Annotated in this window: 23 protein-coding genes; 3 read left to right on the forward strand and 20 right to left on the reverse strand. The window is 41.3% G+C overall.

The features are described 5' to 3' along the window. The first annotated feature begins 462 nt into the window (after positions 1–462). Positions 463–678: a hypothetical protein gene (locus ACIQVU_RS09140; protein ID WP_340805507.1), complete on the forward strand. Its 216-nt coding sequence runs from the start codon at positions 463–465 to the stop codon at positions 676–678. A gap of 273 nt (positions 679–951) precedes the next feature. Next, the gene (gene fumC, locus ACIQVU_RS09145) at positions 952–2,343 is read left to right on the forward strand and encodes a class II fumarate hydratase (protein ID WP_402895089.1); all 1,392 of its coding nucleotides are present in this window, start codon (positions 952–954) and stop codon (positions 2,341–2,343) included. 131 nt (positions 2,344–2,474) lie between these two features. Here fumC and ACIQVU_RS09150 read toward each other — a convergent pair whose 3' ends face one another. The 18 genes from ACIQVU_RS09150 to ACIQVU_RS09235 all read right to left on the reverse strand — a co-directional run bounded on the left by ACIQVU_RS09150 (position 2,475) and on the right by ACIQVU_RS09235 (position 16,582). Then, positions 2,475–2,813: a hypothetical protein gene (locus ACIQVU_RS09150; RefSeq protein ID WP_340805505.1), complete on the reverse strand. Its 339-nt coding sequence runs from the start codon at positions 2,811–2,813 to the stop codon at positions 2,475–2,477. Between the two features lie 1,169 nt (positions 2,814–3,982). Beyond that, a complete protein-coding gene (mdh, locus tag ACIQVU_RS09155; protein ID WP_340805503.1) occupies positions 3,983–4,921 on the reverse strand; it encodes a malate dehydrogenase in 939 nt (312 codons plus the stop codon). Positions 4,922–4,944: 23 nt separating this feature from the next. Further along, positions 4,945–5,307: a BMC domain-containing protein gene (locus ACIQVU_RS09160; protein WP_340805502.1), complete on the reverse strand. Its 363-nt coding sequence runs from the start codon at positions 5,305–5,307 to the stop codon at positions 4,945–4,947. Between the two features lie 12 nt (positions 5,308–5,319). Next, on the reverse strand, positions 5,320–5,586 hold the full coding sequence (locus tag ACIQVU_RS09165; RefSeq protein ID WP_340805501.1) for a EutN/CcmL family microcompartment protein: 267 nt from the start codon (positions 5,584–5,586) through the stop codon (positions 5,320–5,322). A gap of 2 nt (positions 5,587–5,588) precedes the next feature. Further along, on the reverse strand, positions 5,589–6,434 hold the full coding sequence (gene pduL / locus ACIQVU_RS09170) for a phosphate propanoyltransferase (protein ID WP_402895095.1): 846 nt from the start codon (positions 6,432–6,434) through the stop codon (positions 5,589–5,591). 15 nt (positions 6,435–6,449) lie between these two features. Then, a complete protein-coding gene (locus ACIQVU_RS09175; RefSeq protein WP_340805500.1) occupies positions 6,450–6,731 on the reverse strand; it encodes a BMC domain-containing protein in 282 nt (93 codons plus the stop codon). 24 nt (positions 6,732–6,755) lie between these two features. Next, positions 6,756–7,526 carry a 3-oxoacyl-ACP reductase FabG gene (gene fabG / locus ACIQVU_RS09180; protein ID WP_340805499.1) on the reverse strand — a complete coding sequence of 257 codons (771 nt, stop codon included), beginning with the start codon at positions 7,524–7,526 and terminating at the stop codon, positions 6,756–6,758. 67 nt (positions 7,527–7,593) lie between these two features. Beyond that, positions 7,594–7,878 carry a BMC domain-containing protein gene (locus ACIQVU_RS09185; protein WP_340805498.1) on the reverse strand — a complete coding sequence of 95 codons (285 nt, stop codon included), beginning with the start codon at positions 7,876–7,878 and terminating at the stop codon, positions 7,594–7,596. Positions 7,879–7,918: 40 nt separating this feature from the next. Further along, complete coding sequence (locus ACIQVU_RS09190; protein ID WP_340805497.1) at positions 7,919–8,542, reverse strand: hypothetical protein; 624 nt, start codon at positions 8,540–8,542, stop codon at positions 7,919–7,921. Positions 8,543–8,547: 5 nt separating this feature from the next. Continuing rightward, entirely contained in the window at positions 8,548–9,150 is a 603-nt protein-coding gene (gene pduL, locus ACIQVU_RS09195) for a phosphate propanoyltransferase (protein ID WP_340805496.1), read from the reverse strand. Positions 9,151–9,168: 18 nt separating this feature from the next. Beyond that, on the reverse strand, positions 9,169–9,450 hold the full coding sequence (locus ACIQVU_RS09200; RefSeq protein ID WP_053995836.1) for a BMC domain-containing protein: 282 nt from the start codon (positions 9,448–9,450) through the stop codon (positions 9,169–9,171). Positions 9,451–9,464: 14 nt separating this feature from the next. Next, a complete protein-coding gene (locus ACIQVU_RS09205; protein WP_340805495.1) occupies positions 9,465–10,952 on the reverse strand; it encodes an aldehyde dehydrogenase family protein in 1,488 nt (495 codons plus the stop codon). A gap of 15 nt (positions 10,953–10,967) precedes the next feature. Further along, positions 10,968–11,267, reverse strand: coding sequence for a hypothetical protein (locus ACIQVU_RS09210; RefSeq protein ID WP_402895103.1), 300 nt, complete (start codon positions 11,265–11,267; stop codon positions 10,968–10,970). After that, complete coding sequence (locus tag ACIQVU_RS09215) at positions 11,260–12,015, reverse strand: HAD family hydrolase (RefSeq protein WP_340805493.1); 756 nt, start codon at positions 12,013–12,015, stop codon at positions 11,260–11,262. Before ACIQVU_RS09215 ends, ACIQVU_RS09210 begins: the two co-directional genes overlap by 8 nt. A gap of 21 nt (positions 12,016–12,036) precedes the next feature. Beyond that, on the reverse strand, positions 12,037–13,431 hold the full coding sequence (eat, locus tag ACIQVU_RS09220) for an ethanolamine permease (protein ID WP_340805492.1): 1,395 nt from the start codon (positions 13,429–13,431) through the stop codon (positions 12,037–12,039). 31 nt (positions 13,432–13,462) lie between these two features. Further along, on the reverse strand, positions 13,463–14,467 hold the full coding sequence (locus ACIQVU_RS09225; RefSeq protein ID WP_340805491.1) for a phosphotransferase enzyme family protein: 1,005 nt from the start codon (positions 14,465–14,467) through the stop codon (positions 13,463–13,465). 44 nt (positions 14,468–14,511) lie between these two features. Continuing rightward, on the reverse strand, positions 14,512–15,798 hold the full coding sequence (locus ACIQVU_RS09230; protein WP_340805490.1) for a class-III pyridoxal-phosphate-dependent aminotransferase: 1,287 nt from the start codon (positions 15,796–15,798) through the stop codon (positions 14,512–14,514). Then, entirely contained in the window at positions 15,791–16,582 is a 792-nt protein-coding gene (locus ACIQVU_RS09235) for a DeoR/GlpR family DNA-binding transcription regulator (protein ID WP_340805489.1), read from the reverse strand. Before ACIQVU_RS09235 ends, ACIQVU_RS09230 begins: the two co-directional genes overlap by 8 nt. A 346-nt stretch (positions 16,583–16,928) precedes the next feature. Here ACIQVU_RS09235 and ACIQVU_RS09240 point away from each other — a divergent pair, with 346 nt between their 5' ends. Further along, positions 16,929–18,515 (forward strand): PucR family transcriptional regulator, encoded by a 1,587-nt coding sequence (locus ACIQVU_RS09240; protein ID WP_402895110.1) that lies wholly within the window; start codon positions 16,929–16,931, stop codon positions 18,513–18,515. Positions 18,516–18,560: 45 nt separating this feature from the next. On the opposite strand, the gene ACIQVU_RS09245 is transcribed toward ACIQVU_RS09240, so the two are convergent. Together ACIQVU_RS09245 and ACIQVU_RS09250 are read right to left on the reverse strand one after the other, a co-directional pair. Next, entirely contained in the window at positions 18,561–19,328 is a 768-nt protein-coding gene (locus ACIQVU_RS09245) for an SDR family NAD(P)-dependent oxidoreductase (RefSeq protein WP_340805487.1), read from the reverse strand. A 13-nt stretch (positions 19,329–19,341) separates the two neighbouring features. Next, positions 19,342–20,169 (reverse strand): mycofactocin-coupled SDR family oxidoreductase, encoded by an 828-nt coding sequence (locus ACIQVU_RS09250; RefSeq protein ID WP_402895113.1) that lies wholly within the window; start codon positions 20,167–20,169, stop codon positions 19,342–19,344. Positions 20,170–20,172: the final 3 nt, after the last annotated feature.

Consider the following 20,172-nt stretch of genomic DNA (forward strand, 5'->3'; position numbering starts at 1 on the left):
GTTGCCCACCTTGTTGTTTATTGCAAAATAATAGTACCACATCTTAATGGAGAAGATGATTTAGTGAATCGGGAGCTAGTATTTATCAGAAACCCCTAAAAATAAGGGTAATATGGTTCTGTTGCGTTGTTTCATAAACTGACCCGATTACTAAACAAAAAATGTACATTATTGAAGCTTATTTTAAATCCACATTTTAATTTCTCTTTCATTTTACATTTAGATTACTTAATTGTCTTCTACTACATATAGCGAAAGATAATAATTTTAATATTTTAAAAATAAATCCAAAATTGATATTTTCCAGGTGTATTTCCTCACTGTACGATCACCTCTAACATTTTTGTAAGCGGACTGAACGTGGTTCATCTATATTCACCGTCTTCCACCATCTCAAAAGTTCTAACTATTATCTTCCGCTCATAAATTGAGTAACAATTAAAAGTCAGAAGGAGAATCGTGATGTTTGTGACACATTTTTATGAAAATAAAACGGCTGTTTTAAGTCAATTGCTCATAACACTACCTGCTGTGGAGGAGGCTATTCGCATTAAAGGACGTAAGGCAAAGGTGTTGGAGGTACTTCAAGTCGATGACAATAATTTTCATGTAAAGATAGTGTTCGAAAAAATTCCTAAAAAACAGCCGCTTAAAGAATTAGGCAAGAAAAAGAGATAACATATGTTTATTCCTTCAAATTTCGGGCATTAAATAATCATCTTTGCGAATTATTCTCATTATAAAATTTCTTTAAGCAAAACCGTTGACTTTTTAATTGATAACAATTATCATTATCAGTAGATTATTTCTTTTCTCCAAATTGCTTTATTCAAAATCCCCCTCTTTTTTGAATAAGCACGTATGAGGCGGATATTCTTATGTCAGACTAAGAGTATCCGTTTTTTATCTGTATATCTGGGGAAACATACATACTAAAGGAGCTGGTTGAACATGGATTATCGTATTGAAAAAGACACGATGGGTGAAATCAAAGTACCTGCCAATAAAATTTGGGGCGCACAAACACAGCGCAGTAAGGAAAATTTCCAAATCGGGACAGAGCAAATGCCAATTGAGCTTGTACAAGCAATGACGATCTTAAAGAAAAGTGCTGCGATTGCGAACAACAAGCTAGGTAAGCTTTCTGCTATTAAAGCAAATGCCATCGTACAGGCTGCCGATGAAATTTTAAATGGACAATGGGACGACCAATTCCCACTTGTTGTTTGGCAAACAGGTAGTGGCACACAAACAAATATGAATGTCAATGAGGTCATTGCACACCGCGCAAATCAGCTTTTACAGGATGCTGGTGAGGCTGATCGCATTCATCCAAATGACGATGTTAATCAATCACAAAGCTCAAATGATACCTTCCCAACAGCCTTGCATATTGCGGCTGTCTTAAAAGTAGAGGATTATTTATTACCTCGACTACGTCTATTAAAAGCTACATTAGAAGAGAAGGCAGCACAATTTAAAGATATTATTAAAATTGGTCGTACACATTTACAGGATGCGACGCCCCTAACATTAGGTCAGGAAATTAGCGGCTGGGCTGCCATGCTAGCGAAATCGGAGCAGATGATTATTCAAAATATTGATTATATGAAGGAGCTTGCAATTGGCGGAACAGCGGTTGGTACGGGCATTAATGCACACCCTGAATTTGGTGATCGTGTAGCAGCAGAAATTAGTGAGCTAACAGGCAAGCACTTTACATCGGCAGCAAATAAATTCCATGCTTTAACAAGCCATGATGAAGCAGTTGTGGCACATGGCGCATTAAAGGCATTAGCAGCCGATTTAATGAAAATTGCCAACGATGTACGCTGGCTAGCAAGTGGCCCTCGTTCAGGTATTGGTGAAATTACGATTCCAGAAAACGAGCCAGGCTCATCCATTATGCCAGGGAAGGTCAACCCTACGCAAAGTGAAGCAATGACAATGGTTGTCACGCAAGTAGTTGGCAATGACGCAACGATTGCCTTCGCCGCTTCTCAGGGTAACTTTGAGCTGAACGTCTTTAAGCCAGTCATTATTTATAACTTCCTACAATCAACTCGCCTACTTGCTGACACAATGAAATCATTTAATGATCACTGTGCAGTAGGTATTGAACCAAATAAAGAGGTGCTTGACCATAATTTACAAAACTCATTAATGCTCGTTACGGCATTAAATCCGTATATTGGCTATGAAAATGCCGCTAAAATTGCGAAAAAAGCACATCAGGAAGGCACAACATTAAAAGAGGCAGCAATTGCAAGCGGTCTGTTAACAGAAGAGCAGTTCAATGAATATGTAGACCCAGCAACAATGATTTATCCAAATGTCAAATGATTTAGATGGAAAAACCCCTTATAAACGAAGTATATTCGTGTAGCTTTAGGGCTATTTTACAAGCTAGGCACGCATATGAAAGATTGAGGCTAAATGCTTCAATCTTTTTTATTGGGACACTTGATAAGTCCTCACAAATCATTATAGAAGGTAACTTTATTTTCAAAATAGCTACAGTTAGCGCAAAGATGATCTCTATTGATAAATATAGCACTGTACATATTTGACCAAGGAATTTGTTCAGCACATCTTTCACAATGATCTACGTACTTATCACGTAAAATACCGTTCTCTAAAAAGATAGACCATTGTTGATCCGATAAACTTTCAGGTCCATTTTTTATGATAAGCAATGCTAAGGCTAACGCTTCCCCATCGTCAAATCTATTCTCGCTAATTAGCTTCTTTAAATAGGAAATAAATTTAGCTGGTTCTCTTATTATTCTTTGTTTAAGTCGCTCTCTTTGCATAAAACCTCTCCTTTCAAAATCGTTTTTTCAACAATATAAATAGGATTGTGGGTGATTGTGCCCCCCAATCCTATTTTACAGCTTAGCAACGTAAAATTTCGTGGCGTAAAGCTAATTTTTGTATAACGTGATATACAGTCAAATGCCTTTGAGAGAATCGTTGCTGTAGAAATTGCAGGAAATTAGCTTGCTGACGGATTGTCCGCTTCTTTTGATATGGCTTGCTACCGAATTTCAATCAATGTGATCACAGACGCTTTAACGGTCTGATGCTGCGGTGGCGTTTTGGGCTCAATATACAAGGTTGTATAATAGGCATCCGCAATAACAATGAGGTAAATCACAAATAATAATTGCTTTGTTCAATGGTTCAAAATATAATAGTACTCCTTTTTCAATAAACTTATCTATTTATACGGACAACATAAAAATTGGTTTCATTATTTTTTGAATGATACATAAAAGCTTCTTCCACCATCATTTTCCCAACGGTCAATGTCCTGACGATGCTCTTCTTTTTCTTTACTCCTGACTAACATAGCCCCTCACCCTTTTCAATCATTCTTCTCTATTTTATGAGGAATAGGCTATTTTCGTTCATGATCACGTGAAACTTCCATCCACATCCTTCGAAAAACAGTTCTAGGAATAGGGAAGCTTGGACTGCCCCCTATCAATAAAATAGCTACACTGTAAGCACCCATAAAAAGTATTGGGCAATAGAGAACCTCGCTATAAAATCATTGACGGTGAAACAATGTTGATGTCACCACGTCCAATACTTAAGCATAATCGAGTCATTACTAATTGAGCGGTATTATTTGATAAATATTTAGATGGTAGACGAAAAAAATAGAGTAGTCTGTAACCATGACATCCTGAAGCCAAACGGGAACTACGACCTAGATAATGTTTATACCGTTATTCCTGATTGGGAGGAGATAACAGAGAGGGAAAAAGCAGAGGCTGTCCTCAGGTTTAACGTATCACTTTATGATGACTTTATTATCAATATTAAAGATATATTTAAAAATATAATAAACTACTAGTATGTACAGCACTAAAAATAATAAAATCTGAAGAAAGGCTGCTTCAATTGGCATACAAAAATCCCCTTTAATACAGTTTGTCTATTTAAAGGGGATATGATCAAGCTACATACACAATGTCTATTTTACATAGTCAATTGTTTGATAAACAGCTTGCACTGAGTTGGCAAAGACCTCCTGCTCCTCTGCATTTAAGTGCAGCTCCACCACACTTTCAATGCCATTGCCACCAAGCACAACTGGTACACCGATACAGGCATTCTGTACTTGATATTCGCCTTGTAAATACGCAATAGCAGGTAAAATTCGTTTTTTATCCTTTAATAAAGCTTCTAGCATTACAATAATGGATGCAGCAGGTGCATAATAGGCACTGCCATTTCCTAAAAGCTCCACAATTTCACCGCCACCTTTACGTGTGCGCTCTACCAATTGCTCGATTTGTGCAGGGGGCATTAATTTTTCTAAAGGAATGCCACCAACATACGTATAACGGACAAGCGGCACCATTTCATCACCATGTCCCCCTAATACAAAGCTAGAAACATCTTCAACAGCTATATTGAGTGCCTCCGCAATAAAGGTATTAAAGCGAGCTGTGTCCAAAATACCTGATTGCCCCATCACACGGTTTTTCGGAAAGCCTGTTGCTTGCAGGCAAACATAAGTCATTGCATCGACAGGATTACTTAGGACAATGGCATAGCTATTTGGTGCATATTGCCGAATCTGCTGACTAACGGTGCTAATAATCGCCGCATTGGTGCTAATTAAATCCTCCCTGCTCATGCCCGGCTTGCGCGCTATTCCTGCTGTAATCACGACAATATCAGCATGAGCGATTTCAGTATAGTCCGCCGTGCCCGTAATCTGCACATTAAATTGTTGAATAGGAGCCGTTTGTAATAAATCCAATGCCTTTCCCTTTGTTGGATTTTCAAGCTCTGGTATATCTACAAGCACAATATCGCCTAGCTCCTGCTGTGCAGCCATCAGCGCAACGGTTGTACCAGTATGCCCAGCACCAATAATCGCAATTTTAGGACGCTTAAAGCCCATTGTCAATCACTCCTTTCACTTCATCATTGATCTGCTGCGCTATCCGTAGCATCCTTCGACTGTGCTTTACGCACGGCTGGCTTGGATGCTTTTGTGGCTGGCTTAGCAGCAGGCTTTTGTTCAAGAATAATGCTGTGAATATCATCTGCTGCGCGCGGAATTACATGTGCACCAAGCACCTTTCCAATACGCTCCGCGGTCGCTTTTCCTGCCTCCACGGCCGCCTGCACCGCTCCTACATCACCAGCAACGATAATTGTGACAATGCCTCCATCTACAAGCTCATGCCTCACTAGCTGGACATCAGCAGCCTTTAGCATAGCGTCTGCCGCTTCAATGGAGCCAATCATGCCAAATGTTTCAATCATCCCAATGGCTTCTTTCATTTTTTCACCCCACTATTCGTCTGACCTATCAATAATACCAACAACAATGGCATCAATTGGGCAAATCACTTCCTTAGAAAAGCTGCGAACGGCTGCACTGCCCATCGTTAAAATCACATCATCGCCAACCCCTGCACCAATACGGTCTGCTGCAACAATTTGCTCATCAGCAAGCTGACCATCTATTTTTTTAGGCTGAATAATAAGTAGCTTTAGACCCTGTAGCCCCTCCTCCTTACGAGTAGCCCATATATTCCCAACAACTGTCCCTATACGCATGCTTAATCATCCTTTTTATACTGTATTTCAATGCCTAAGTTCGCTATTGTTTCCCTTGCAAGCGCGGTAAAAATAGCTGCCTGTGGGACAATGATTGTGCTGCCCTGATACTGTGCAATATCCTGCTCAGTAATAATTTTTTGCGTAAGCTCTACAGTCATCGTTTGTGGGCTAGCGCTTGAAGCAATCTGCTGACAAGCTGTGAAAATAGAGCCGATTGCCCCTTGCTTTATTAAGCCTGCATTCGCTTCATCTGTATCAATATGCATTTCTAATTGATAATGCTCAGCTACACGAATTTTAACTTGCTGAAAGGTTATTGGACGAACACCTGACACTTGGATTGCCACATATTCCCCATCCTGTACAGCTAAATGCTTGGCGTCCTGTGGTGACATATGAATATGAGCCTGTGCAATAATGACACCCTCATGCAAAAATAAGCTACCCTTTGGTCCAACTAATGTACAGCTAGCAGAGCCTGCAATATTGCCTGATTCCCTTATTGGTGGATGAATGCCTAATGCAATTGCATCTGTATGGCTAATTTCTACCTGTGTGAATGCTCGTGCAGGTCCCAAGACGCGCACATTGGCAATGCTGCCTTTAGGGCCAACAATCATAAGCGTTTCCTGTGCTGCAAATTGTCCAGGCTGGGAGAGCATTTTTTGAACGGTTAATGCTGCACCCTTGCCGAAAAGATGCTCCACATGCTCCTGCTTTAAATGAATATGCCTTGCCGAAACAGCAATTGGAATAGCATTTGTGGAAGGTGGTGTTGGCTGATTGGTCGTTAGTACTTCGGCAAGCGCCTCATTAACGAGTTGCTCGATTATTTGTGGATTCATAAAGCCACCTCACCTTCACGATTGTACAGGTAAAATGGCTTCTAATTCTGCATGAGGACGCGGAATGACATGCACAGATAGCAACTCGCCTACTCGCTGTGCTGCCGCAGCACCAGCATCTGTTGCAGCCTTGACAGCGCCCACATCACCACGTACTAGCACGGTTACAATGCCACCACCCACATGTACTTTCCCAACCAAATGCACATTTGCTGCCTTTACCATGGCATCTGCTGCCTCAATCGAGCCTACCAGCCCCTTTGTTTCAATCATGCCTAATGCACCTAAATGATTCATCTCTATTCCTCCTTATCCAGCAAGTTAAAATGCCTCTGAGTCCTCTGGCAATGTTTGTCCACCGTCAATAATAATGGATTGCCCTGTAATAAAGCTTGCTTCCTTACTGCTTAAAAATAAAGCCGCATAAGCAATATCCTCTACACTGCCAAGCCCGCCGAATGGAATAGCCTTTGCCATTTTTTGAAGATAATCCTCCCCAAGACCATCCAAGCCTTCTGTGGCAATATTGCCTGGCATAACCGCATTCACCGTAATTTTATAGGGGGCTAATTCCAGCGCTGCTGTACGCATAAAGCCTAATTGTGCTGCCTTACTTGCTGCATAATGTGTCCAGCCTGCATAGCCTGTTACAGGTCCTGTAATCGACGAAGTAATGATGACCCTGCCATACGCTGCTTCCTTTAAATAAGGAAGACAAGCCTTCACAGTAAACATAGTCCCTCTTGCGTTCACATTGAGCACATGATCCCAATCGGCTGTCGTCATTTCCTCTAGCTTCACAGAAGGAAAAATACCCGCATTGGCACAAACAATATCAATACCGCCATGGGTAGCAGCTATTTCACGTGCCATCTGATCAACAGATTCATAGCTTTCTACATCCACGGCGATGGCGGATGCCGAATAGCCATCAGCCTTTAATGCCGTGACTAGCTCATTAGCCGCATCAAGACCTCTTGCCGCAATAACGACATGTGCGCCTTGCTTAGCAAAAACCGTTGAAAGCCCTTTGCCGATTCCCTTACTGCCACCTGTCACCAATACAACCTTTCCAGTTAAATCTACCTTCATCTCTATTTCCCACCCTTTCATGATTAATCAAGTGAACCTTCACTTGTTTTTATAGCCTATTAAAGCATTACGGCTTTATCGCAATTTCCTCTACTAATGCTGTGAGCGTAGCATCAGGCCGTAAAATAGTGGTAGAGGCAATCCATTGATTCGCTGCTTTTGCCATCCGTGTACCAATCGCAATTGCCTCTCGAATTGCCTCTACATCACCTTCAATCGTGATTGTTACAAGCGCTAAATCAATCGTTTCTTGTCGAAGCAATCGTATCTCTGCTGCTTTTAACATGGCATCTGCTATTTGGATCGAAATCGCTAGCCCTCTCGTTTCAACAATACCAATTGATTTTGTCATGCAACAACACTCCACTCGTACTTTGACATGTTCTTACTCGCTATTTTCGTTGAATGGTAATCCCTTTTTCCTGCAGCACATCAAGAGCTAATGGCGTTAGCCTTGTAGTAGCAGGAATCACAAGCTGCTGTCCCTGAAATGTCCGAAGCATTTCCTCAGTAATATATGCTGGCTGCTGATCGGCAAAGGACAAATCCTGCTGTGTCGCCTTCATAGAAGGGATAAGCTGTGAAAATAATTGCAAGTCACAGCCAAACGACTTTAGGCTTGCCATATGCTGTTGTAGCATACTACGATAGGCATTTGGCTGTTGGGCGGTCATCACCTCAGCCATTTTTTGCTGAGGGACTAGCACAGCTGGCTCGCCCCTCAGTAGTAGGTCTGCTAGAAACAAGGCTGCTGGGGAATTCGGCAAGCCCTGTGCACTCGCAACAATAAACGCTTGGTCAACTTCCAGAAAAACAATGGCATCGTAGAACATTTGGGGGATGTTCGTAGCATCTGTGCCTTCTTGCCATTCTTCCACTGTACAATAGCTGCTTAATGCTTCCATTTGCTTATAAGAGATTGCTGTCTGGGGATGAACAATCAATAATCTTTTTTTAGGCTGGACAAGCGTTGTCACAATTTCTTGAATGAGCTGCTGTAATTGTTGAACATTCATTCACTTCACTCCATTTTAATCAACCTGCCATACTGGTTTGGTACAACAGAGGCTGCATTTGCCTCATCCGTATCAACATGCATTTCTAAGACAAAATCTGGGGATACACGGACAACCACATTCATGATTTGTAGCTGTCGTACGTCATTTATAATCTCGACTTTCACAATTTCCTGATCCTGCACACAAAGAGCCTGTGCATCCATTTCTGACATATGAATATGGGCTTGTGCAATAATAAGCCCCTGCTGTTTCTGAATCGTTCCCTCTGGGCCAATTAATGTAATGGGTGCGGAATTCTGCACATCACCCGACATGCGAATAGGTGGCGTGACCCCTAATTTCACTGCATCCGTTTGGCTGACCTCCACCTGTGTTTGCTCGCGAAAAGGACCTAATATACGCACCTTGTCAATGCAGCCTCTAGGACCCTGAATGGTAATCACCTGCTCTGCGGCAAACTGCCCGGGCTGTGACAGGTCTTTCCATTTTGTGCATACGGCCTGTGTGCCAAATAAATAATGGAAATCCTCCTCGCTAACATGACAATGTCTTGCTGAAACAGCGATGGGGATTTTGTCAGCGATCGCTATTGGATTGTGCTGCATTAAGACAACCCCCTCCACTTATTTTGGTAAAATAGCAAGTAACTCTGAATGTGGGCGAGGAATCACATGCACAGACAATAATTCACCCACGCGACGAGCAGCCTCTGAGCCCGCATCCGTTGCCGCCTTGACTGCGCCAACATCACCTGTTACTAGCACCGTGACAATACCGCCACCAACATGGACTTTGCCAACAATATTAACGTTTGCTGCCTTCACCATAGCATCCGCTGCCTCAATCGAACCGATCAATCCTCTTGTTTCAATCATTCCTAATGCACCATTAATTTCTACGCTCATTGTGAACTCCTCCTCTAAACGGTTAATTTCGTAACAATATCTTCTACTATTTTGCGAATCATCGCAGGATCAATCGTTACCTCTTCATCTGTGTTTACTGCTACTGCTGGCTGTTGAATATTTTGCGGATGCTGTGGCTTTGGCACTGCTAGCTCCTTGATACCATAGGCAACGCGCTTTTTATTGCTTAAGTGACGAGCTGTAATATTATCACTTGTAATATTGCCGCCATATGCACCACAGCCCAATGTATAGGATGGCGTTAAGCTCGTTGTGCCACCCGCCGCCCCTACAGAAGCCATCGTATTAACCAAAATCCGTGACACGGGCATATGAATGGAAAATTCTTTAACAAATTGATCGTTTTCCGCATGGATCGCCGCACTATGCCCACGTCCTCCTACATCTAACAATTGCTGACATAGTCGAATCGCTTCCTCCTGAGAATGTGCTGTATACAAGCCTAAAATGGGCGATAGCTTCTCTATGGAAAAGGGATGCTCTTTACCAATATACTGCTCCTCTGCCACAAGCACCCTTGTACCTGCTGGCACTTGAATCTGTGCCAGCTCTGCAATGCTTATCGCAGGCTTCCCAACAATTTCCGTATTTAATGTACGTGGCACTGGGGAAATCACCTGTGCTAATTTTAGCCTGTCCTCTCCCGTCACAATAGCTGCACCATTTTGAGCTAACGCTGCCATCACCTGTGCCTTCACATCCTGATGCACAACTATTGCCTGCTCTGTTGCACAAATTGTACTATTATCAAATGATTTGCTATCAATAATGTGCTGCACAGCGCGGGCAACATTCGCTGTCTTATCGATATAAACAGGAACATTCCCCGGTCCCACACCATAGGCAGGCTTGCCAGAGCTATAGGCTGCCTTCACAAGCCCTGAGCCGCCAGTCGCTAAAATAAGCTGCACAGCCCTATGCTGCATTAATGCCTCTGTGCCCTTTATCGTCGGATGAGCTACCCAGCGAATCAAGCCAGCAGGCGCACCTGCACGGACAGCCGCCTCATGACAAATTTTCAATGCTTCAATCGTACAGTTTACCGCCGTTGGGTGCGGGCTAAAGACAATTGCATTTTGCGCCTTCAACGCGATGAGCGTTTTATAGATAGCAGTGGCAGTTGGGTTTGTTACTGGTGATACAGCAGCAATCACACCATATGGATAGGCGATTTCTATTTGCTTTGCTGTATGGTCCTCATGCACAATCCCTACTGTCTTTTCATGACAGATGGATGCATAAACACCCTTTGAAGCGAGCTCGTTTTTAATTTTTTTATGCTCAATCACACCCATTTTTGTTTCTGTTACTGCCAATATAGCTAGCTTTTCAGCTTGTCGGTAGGCTTCCTCTGCAATCGCCTGAACAATAGCATCCACTTGCTGCTGAGAATAGCTAGCGTACACTTTTTGAGCCTCCGCTGCCTCTGCAACAGCATCGCGCACCTCCTGAATAGAGAGTAAATCTCGATCTTTTATCATTGCTGACACCGCCTATCATATAAATTTTTTAAATGCGATGAAATCAGACGATGAAGATGAAGCTGTTGTTGCTTGCGTGAATGCTTGCTGGCGATGCAGGTCCTCCCAATGCTGCAGCTCATGCGCTGACAATGGCTGATAGTTTCCAATGATAGCTGGCGCTTGCTGAGCGCTGTCACTCGCTGCTGTCATTAAACGAAAGGACTGCCATTCCTGCAATTCAGCCTGTGTTAAGCCTTGAATTTGCTCCTTTGGCATTTGTGCCACCTTCTCCATCACTAACGCTGTAATTTTCGCAATAAGTTCATTATCCATATTGATCCTCCTCCGCTGTCAGCAAGGTTATAAGCGATTCATCATACGCTTCGATAATTTTCATGGCATCTGGTAAATAATCTTTTGGATAGACATCTTGTGGAATAATGCCAATTGAATAGAGCATGCCTGCGTTTTTAGCAAATAGCATATCCGCATTGGAATCACCAATCATCACTGTCTGTTCAAGCGATACTTGATAGCGTTCCCGTGCCAAATGCGCTAAATCTGGAAATGGCTTGCTGGATGCTACTTGGTCACTGCCAAGCACAAATTCAAATAGCGACCATAGCCCAAGCTGCTTTACATGTAATTCTGCTCGTGCTGTTGAATCTGCTGTGATAACGCCTAAGCGAATACCATGCTCCTTTAAGCGCATCAGAAGCTGTCGAATACCCGGTAATTCCTGTACCGTTATATTTTCCTGCTGGGCTGTTGCTAAGCTCGATGCTGTTCTTGCTAGCGTAACACCCTCACTCCAAGCAATACCTTGCTGATAAAGCAAGTAAGCCATAATTGTTTCTGCTTCCTGGATGCTTCCAACAGCTAGTGGGCTTGTTGGGTCAATCGTTGCTCCATCGGCTGCTACACCGATTGTTGTTAAAAAGTGCTGTAATGAAAACGCAATCTTTAAATCAGAATTTTCAGTCAAATTTAGATAAAAATTTTTAGCCCATGGAATCCAGATAGAATCCAGGTCAATAATTGTGCCATCTTTATCAAAAATGACCCACTCTACTTTTTGCATAAAGCACACATCCTCTACGCTTTATTCTAGTATAGATGCTTGTGTTATTTGGCTATCTTCCTCGACTGCTTCCTTTGCAAAGCGCTCCTCTGGTGCATCCTCATTGATTTGATGTCTTGCCCATAGCCAGTAGTAAATACTTGCAACGGCAAAAACCGCAAGACAGACAACGAAAAACGTTAAATTGGCAAAGAAGCTCGCAAAAATCGCAATGATAGCTAGTGTTAAAGAAACAATCGGTGTCAATGGATACAATGGCGTCCGAAAAGTTCGCGATAAATTCGGCTCCTTTTTACGTAAAATCAACACAGATAAATTCATCGTAATATACGATACTAATGCACCAAATGTAGAAATTAAAATTAAATCATCTGGATTGAACAATATAACAAGCACTAAGCCAATAAAGCCCGGTAAAATAATTGCCATATAAGGCGTTTGACGTGTTTTATGCATTTTCGATAAAATGCTTGGCAAATACCCTGCACGTGATAGCGCATAAACCTGACGTGAATAAGCTAAAATTACACCTGAAAAGCTTGCAATTAAACCAACTAATCCAACAGATGCTAAAACCTGCGCTAGCCAATACGTATTGCCAAAGGCTGCCGCAATCGCTGCTGGTAGTGGGTCCTCTGCTACTGTCATCGTATCAATGCCCGCAAGCCCAATCGCCACTGTCGTTGTAAGCACAGATAAAATTAACAGTGTCACCATGCCAGAAATTAACCCCTTAGGCATATCCTTTTGTACATCTCTCGTTTCCTCTGACAGCATCGGTAGCATTTCAATCGCTAAAAATAGCCACATTGCATATGGTAGCGCAGACCACACGCCTTTAAAGCCACCTGGCACTAGCTCACCGCTTGCTGGGAACAAATTCTCCACTTGAATCTGTGGCAGCCCCACAAAATACATCAGCACTAATAATCCCAATGCGATAAATACAAGCACCATCTCAATCGTTGCGTATTCCTTAATGCCTAAAATGTGTACCCCCATAAAGAGCGCATACATAAACGCTGCGGCGACAACTGTTGGCACTGCTGGGAACAAGAAGCTTATATAACCACCAATCCCAATTGCAATAATAGGTGCAGCAATCACATACTGCAGCACAACCCCTATGCCTGTAATGAAGCCCATATATCTGCCCATGGCACGTCTAGCAAACGAGTATGGTCCCCCGGCATATGGCAGCATTGTCGATAATTCAGAGATTCCTAGCGTCATTGTTAAGTACATAATCGCCATAAATATCGTAGCAATCAGCATGCCTAAATAGCCCGATTGACTTAAGCCAAAGTTCCATCCAAAATAATTTCCTGAAATAACAATTCCAACACCAATTGTCCATAAATGAATAGGTGTAAGGGCTTTCTTTAAAACAATGATTTCATTCTTTTTTGAAGTCATTTAGTTCGCCACCTTTACAATTATTTGGATGTTATACAATTTTATTTTTTGTTAAATAATTTTTCACTAAGGCATCGCTTTGAATGGTATAGTTTTCGCCAAGCAAGCGTGTTGTTTCATTATCACGACTACCTACCCAAGAGATAAGCTGTAACCTTCTCATTAAAATAAAGGTTGGAATCATCTCAATTTCTTCATCAGTTAATGTCCGCACTTGACTGTAGCCCTTGATCCATGACGCAATTAAATCCTCCAAATACGGCATATGCTCAATAAAGCTTACAGATGTTGCTAAGTCATATAAATACCAGCCGAAACCGCAATCATCAAAATCAATCACTTTAATTTCATCACCATAGATGAGTAAATTGGCTAAGCGTAAATCCGCATGAATAAGTCCAAATCGTGTTTTACATTTGCCAAATGCCTCTAGCTTCTGTCGAATGACCTCGGACGCTTCCTCATATAAAGCAATTCGTGCGGGTGTCATGCCAAGCCCATCCTGCCACCTTGCCCATTTTGGTGATTGCCCTAAAATCGTGTCATAATCCCATATCATCCGCTGAAAATCTTCGTAATGATCGTGCTGCTCGATTGTATGCTTGTGGAACAGTGCTGTAATTTTGCCTAATGTTTCAAATTGTTGAATTAGGTTTTCTTCATTATTTTCATCAGGAGCATTCCCCTCCAAAAATGTAAATAATGTGCTATAATAAATTGTGTCATTATAGCGATGAGCATGTACGTAGTCACCGTCATCTGCTCGCACTGGTAATGATACATCAATAGGAGATTGCTCATGGAGCGAATTTAACCAAGCAATCTCCGCCTCTATTTCTTCTTTTTTATGGTAATTGGGTCGGCTAATTCGTAAAATATATTTTTTGCCCTGTGCATCTTCTACAAGATACGTAGCATTTTCAGAATAATCAATCATTTTACAAGATGCCTCTACTAAACAACTAAATTCCTTCAACGCATCATTCGCTGCTTGATGGAAGTTAGAAAGTGCCACTTCTAAATCAACAAAATCCATTTAGAAAACCCCCTTGTTTGACTAAAATCATAAGCCTGTCCCCTTTAATAACGTGCAAACTTTACAAGCTGTGCTGCCTCTTTAATACCTGCCTCACATTTTTCCAGCAATTCATCACAATATGCTTTATCACATAATAATCCTGGTTTAAATTGTAAAACACGTGTATCAAGCATTGAATAAATCGCCCATACACCATGCTTGTACAGGGAGCTCATCACATATTTCGCACCTTCAGGATGATTAAACTCTAAGCCCATCACAACACCGAGCTGGCGAATACCGACAAAGAAATCTGGGTATCTTTGCTGGATTTGCTCTAAGCCCGTTCGTAAATAGCGTGCCACATAGTCAACATTTTTAATAACTTCAGGTCGTTGTGAAATTTCCAGCACCTTCATTGCCACAACACAGCCAAGCTCTGCTCCCCCAAAGGTAGAGATATGTGCGAGTCCATCCTCCTGCATCCAGCCACCCGCGCGCTCATTCACTACTGTCGCAGCAATTGGATAAATACCGCCACTTAGCCCCTTTGCTGTTACTAAAATATCTGGCTTAACACCGTAGTGCTCAATGCCCCAAAGCTTACCTGTTCTCATTAAGCCTGTCTGTACCTCATCTGCAATATAAAGTGCGCCGTAACGCTCACATAACGCCTTGACGCTTGCTAAATAATTGGCATGCGGTAATGGGAAGCCGTATGTTGCGGGGATCGTTTCAATAATCACGCTTGCAACATCACCCTTGGCAAGCTCACGTTCCATTGCATCGAGATCATTAAATGGCACATGCACAAATTCATTGGGATCGCCTTCACTTAAAAATGGCTTGGAATAGCGTTCATTCCCAAGTGATACGGCTAAGCCTGAATGCCCGTGATAGCCATTTTTAATCGAAATCGTTTTTTTACGCTTTGTCGCATAGCGTGCGCATTTCAATGCTGCATCAATCGCCTCACTCCCACCACTGGAAAAAATTGTATACTTCAAGCCATCTGGTGTGCATTGTGCTAATGCTTCAGCTAATTGAGCGCGCGCTGTCGATGGAAAATGGTGATTACCAATATCAAAATAATTGGTTCCTTCTATTAGTGCTGCAATGACCTCTGGATTACGGTGCCCTAAGTTATACGTACCACCATTGAGATGGGCATTCATTAATTTTTTGCCATCCACATCATAGAAGTAATAGCCTTCTCGTTTGCCGATCACAACATCTACGCCATCCACTTGCCATTGCTTCGTTTTCCCTGGATTCCACCAGTCAATTGATTTTTGTAAGGTTTCTTGCTTACTCGCAAAATAGTCCATATTTTCCACCTTCCTATCCATGGATGTCCTCCAACATTTCACTTGCTATTAGTAACCCAACTTTTTTCTGGGCTAAGCGTTCCTGCCATTGTGTAGAGCTTTTTTGATCTGTAATAATCATTGAAACATCCTCTAAATGGCAAATATGCGCAAATGTAGAAACTCCAAACTTTGTATGATCCGCTAAAATTATGGTTGTTTCAGCACGCTCTATTAATTTCTTTGAAATGGCTGCACCAGTAATATCATAATCGGTAATGCCATCAGATAAGGAAATTCCACCAGCAGCAACAAAGGCTTTATTTGCCTTTAATTGATTGAAAAATAAATCGGCTAATGGACCACCCATAAATTTTTGTCGATGCTCATACTCACCTCCTGCAAAAAGGATCTTTCCTTGAAAGCATTCTGTTGCTAGCGATAGCACGGGGAGAGAATTTGTCACCACGATGACATTTGGCTTATCACCTAAGAAACGTACAATTTCATAGGCTGTTGTGCCGTGACCAATAAAAATCACATCACCATCCTCCACAATATTTGCGGCAGCCTTACATATCAATCGTTTCTCTAAGTTATTCAGTGACGTTTTCTGTTCAAATGTACGTTCATACTTTTGCTTTGCTTTCACAGCACCGCCATAGACTTTGTGTAAGAGCCCTTCCTTCTCCAAACGATCCATATCTCTCCGTATAGTCTCACCCGATACGTTTAATAACTGTTCAGCATCACTTACTTTCACTTTTCCTTCTAAATCTAAAATATCTAAAATTACTTTTTTACGTTCTTCAAATGAAAGAGACATACACCATCACTCCAAACACAAAGTTAAATCCAATAAAATCCACAAATCCAACACTAAATTTCTGTATTTATGTGGATTTGTTTTGAATTTTAAAGAATAGTCACACAATTGTCAATACTATTCGGCTGATTTTTTCTTTATTAAGGTTGCATAGCCCATTTCACCCCCAAATGTACAACATAAATCCACAAAAAACATGAATTCTACCAATTAATAAGTGAAAATTACAAAAACTTCGTGTATTATACTAGTAATCTCACCTTTTATAACAAAAGCATTGCAAATCCTTCTACAAATGATAGAGCATACATTATCACCGTTCATTAAAATAAATGAGGTGATGACTTTGCGGATAAAAGATATATTGCTTCTACAGGAGTTCCAATATGCCAAAATAATATCGGGAAAAAGTTTATTAGCTACAGAAGTAAACGGAGCTACAATCGTCAATACACTAGAGGGCTGTGCTTCAGTCGAACGCGGAAATTTCATTCTTACAACTGGTTTTCCGTCCTTCACGGATGAAGCCTTCAAACAGTTCATTCGCTCACTCGCTGAAAAAGGCGTCAGTGGCTTAGGCATTAAAATCGGTTCAAATATTCCGTCTATTTCTTCAGATATCCAAAGCTTTGCAGAGCACTACAAGCTAGTGATCATTGAGCTGGATAGCAATATTCCTTGGGCTGATCTAATGATTCCTATTGTCAACTATATTAACTATGAGCAAAAGCTTGAATTGGAAAAAATAAAAAATATTTATGAAGCATTCCAAGCCTTTCTATTAGCAAAATCCGATATTCAGCAATTACCATTATTAATGGAAAAATTGCTTGCTAAAAAAACAACCATTTATTTGCATGCCATTGATAAATCCTACAGCTCTTTTGCATTACCGCCTGTATTTGAGAATGTCTTGTCAAACATTGTCCAAACGATGAAAACACAAAATTTGACAAAAGAAAGCTTTCAAGAGCTACCAATCTCTGTCTATGTAAAGCCGATTTATGAAAATCGCCATTTGGAGGGCTGTATTATTATTTGGGAATGCCAAACGCTTTGTGCTTCTTGGCACAATGTGGCAATTTCGCAAGCAACCGCTATTCTATTAACAGAGCTACAGAAAATCAAAAGCATTATTTCATTATCGCAGCAAAATAGAAGTAGCTTTCTTTTAGATGTGTTTCGTGGCAAATTTAATAGTACGGAGGAGATTGTGCGCGTTTCAAAAGAGGTTAATTGGAATTTAGCAGATCATCCCTATCAATTACTATTACTTGAATTAACATTTCCTGATGATCAGAAGCAGGATGCCTTTATCGTAACCTCTCAGCTAATCTTTTTATTAGAAAAGTATACTTTAACGAAAATTTGCTTTGATTCCAATAATTATTTAGTGTTGCTGCTCGATACTACATCAGAAATAACGGCTGATTTTATTTGTAAGAAAATTGATTTTTTATTAGCAAAATATCAACTCCAAGTCACCTATTTTGGTGGAGTCGGACGAGTATATACATTATCAGCTATTGTCAAAAGCTATAACGAGGCATTAATTTCATTGCACTTTGCCAAAACAAAGAAAAATTTATTGGCAAAGGTCATTCATTTTGAGCATTTAAACTTTGAGCGCATTTTGTTTTCGAACCATCCAATAAAAGAAGCTTCCTTTCTTCAGCAGGAATATTTACTACCATTAAAGGAATTTGATCAGAAAAAAGCAGCGGAGCTATATCATACACTGAAAGTCTTTTTATTTAATAATGCGGATTTTAATAAAACCGCGGAGCAGCTCTTTGTTCATAAAAATACAGTTCGCTACCGTCTAAGTTTAATTAAAGAAATCTCCAAGCTCAATCCCGAAAAGCTGCAAGATCAAATTTTATTTTATATTGGCTTCTTGCTTGAGGAAATCCAACTTCCTGCCTTTCAATAATAAACAAGGGTGACTCAACGGTTATGTGAGCCACCCTTCTTACACTTAAGTCGCTGTATAGCCACCATCCACTGGTATTAATGCACCTGTAATAAAGGACGCTTCATCAGAGGCTAAAAAGGCAATCGTATTCGCAACCTCCTCTGGCTTGCCTAACCGTCCTAATAAATAGGCATTTTCATAGGCTTGTCGAATAGCCTGCCCACCGCCATCGCCCTCAATAAGCTGGTCAGCCATATTTGTATCCGTTAACCCCGGGCAAACAGCGTTAACTCGTATACCATGCTGCCCAAGCTCTACAGCCGTACTGCGTGTAATTCCTACCACCGCATGCTTTGTCATAATATATAAATTATGGTTTTTCGTACCGATCATGCCCGAAATGGATGCCAAATTGACGATGGAGCTACCCGCTTGCCCCTTTAAATATGGAATGGCGTGCTTTGTGCTTAGCATAACGCCTTTAATATTAATAGCGGAAATTTTTTCATACGTAGTGGCATCAAATGTTTCAGCCGTATTATTGACAAAAATCCCTGCATTATTAACAACCGTCGTTACATAACCATATGCTGCTACAGCTTCCTGATACAGATTGGCAATATGCTCTTCATCGGTAATATTGCAAACAACTGCATGAACATCATAGCCATTTTGCTGTAATTGAAGAGCTGCCTCCTGCAATTTCTCTACATTCGCATCTGACAGAACGATTTTTGCGCCCTCCTGCCCACATTTTTGCGCTGTCGCAAAGCCGATTCCTTGTGCTGCACCTGTAATAACGACCACTTTATCCTGTAATCTTCCTGCCATATACTTCTCTCCCTTACATTGTTAAATAACCTGCGTCCACCGCAATATGTGAGCCTGATATATTATTGGAATCATCTGATACTAAAAACAATGCTGCGTTAATCACATCCTTTGGTGCAATAAAATCTTGATTTGGAAACACATGATGGTTGCCAAATGTAGGTGTTGCCTCCTCTCTTGTTGCCCCTTTTTTATTTGCTAAGCGGTCATAGGTGGCTTGATTGTTTGCCATTGTTGTATCGACAGCCGTTGGGCAAATCGCATTGACATGGATATTATATGGACCGACCTCCATTGCCATTGATTTTACAAGCCCTAATACACCATGCTTAGCCGCTACATAATGCCCTACATTTTGCCCGCCTCGTAAGCCATTAACAGAGGACACACATAAAATTTTTCCCGCTTGACGTTCAATCATATACGGAAGGACATGCTTACACGTTAACCACGTGCCCTTTAAGCAAATATCGAGCATATCATCCCATTGATCCTCTGGCATTTCCCATAGCTTGTTATAGGAAAGAATACCAGCATTGGTCACAAGAATATCTATTTTGCCAAAGTGTGCAATTGTTTGTTGCACAGCCTCCTCCAGCTCCTGTGAATGACGTACATCTGCGATAAATCCTAAAGCATCCACACCGAAGCCCTTTATGTCATTTACTGCTTTCGTTAGCTCCGATTCATCAGCCATATTATAGGCAACACTTTGCAAATTTTTAGCAATATCTGTGATGACAATTGCCGCGCCCTCTTCTGCAAATTTTAATGCATATTCCTTACCCATCCCACGTGCGCCACCTGTTATAAATGCTACTTTTCCTGTTAATTTCCCCATATA

It is taken from the genome of Lysinibacillus sp. NPDC098008 (genome assembly GCF_044760715.1).
Taxonomy (GTDB): Bacteria; Bacillota; Bacilli; order Bacillales_A; family Planococcaceae; genus Lysinibacillus.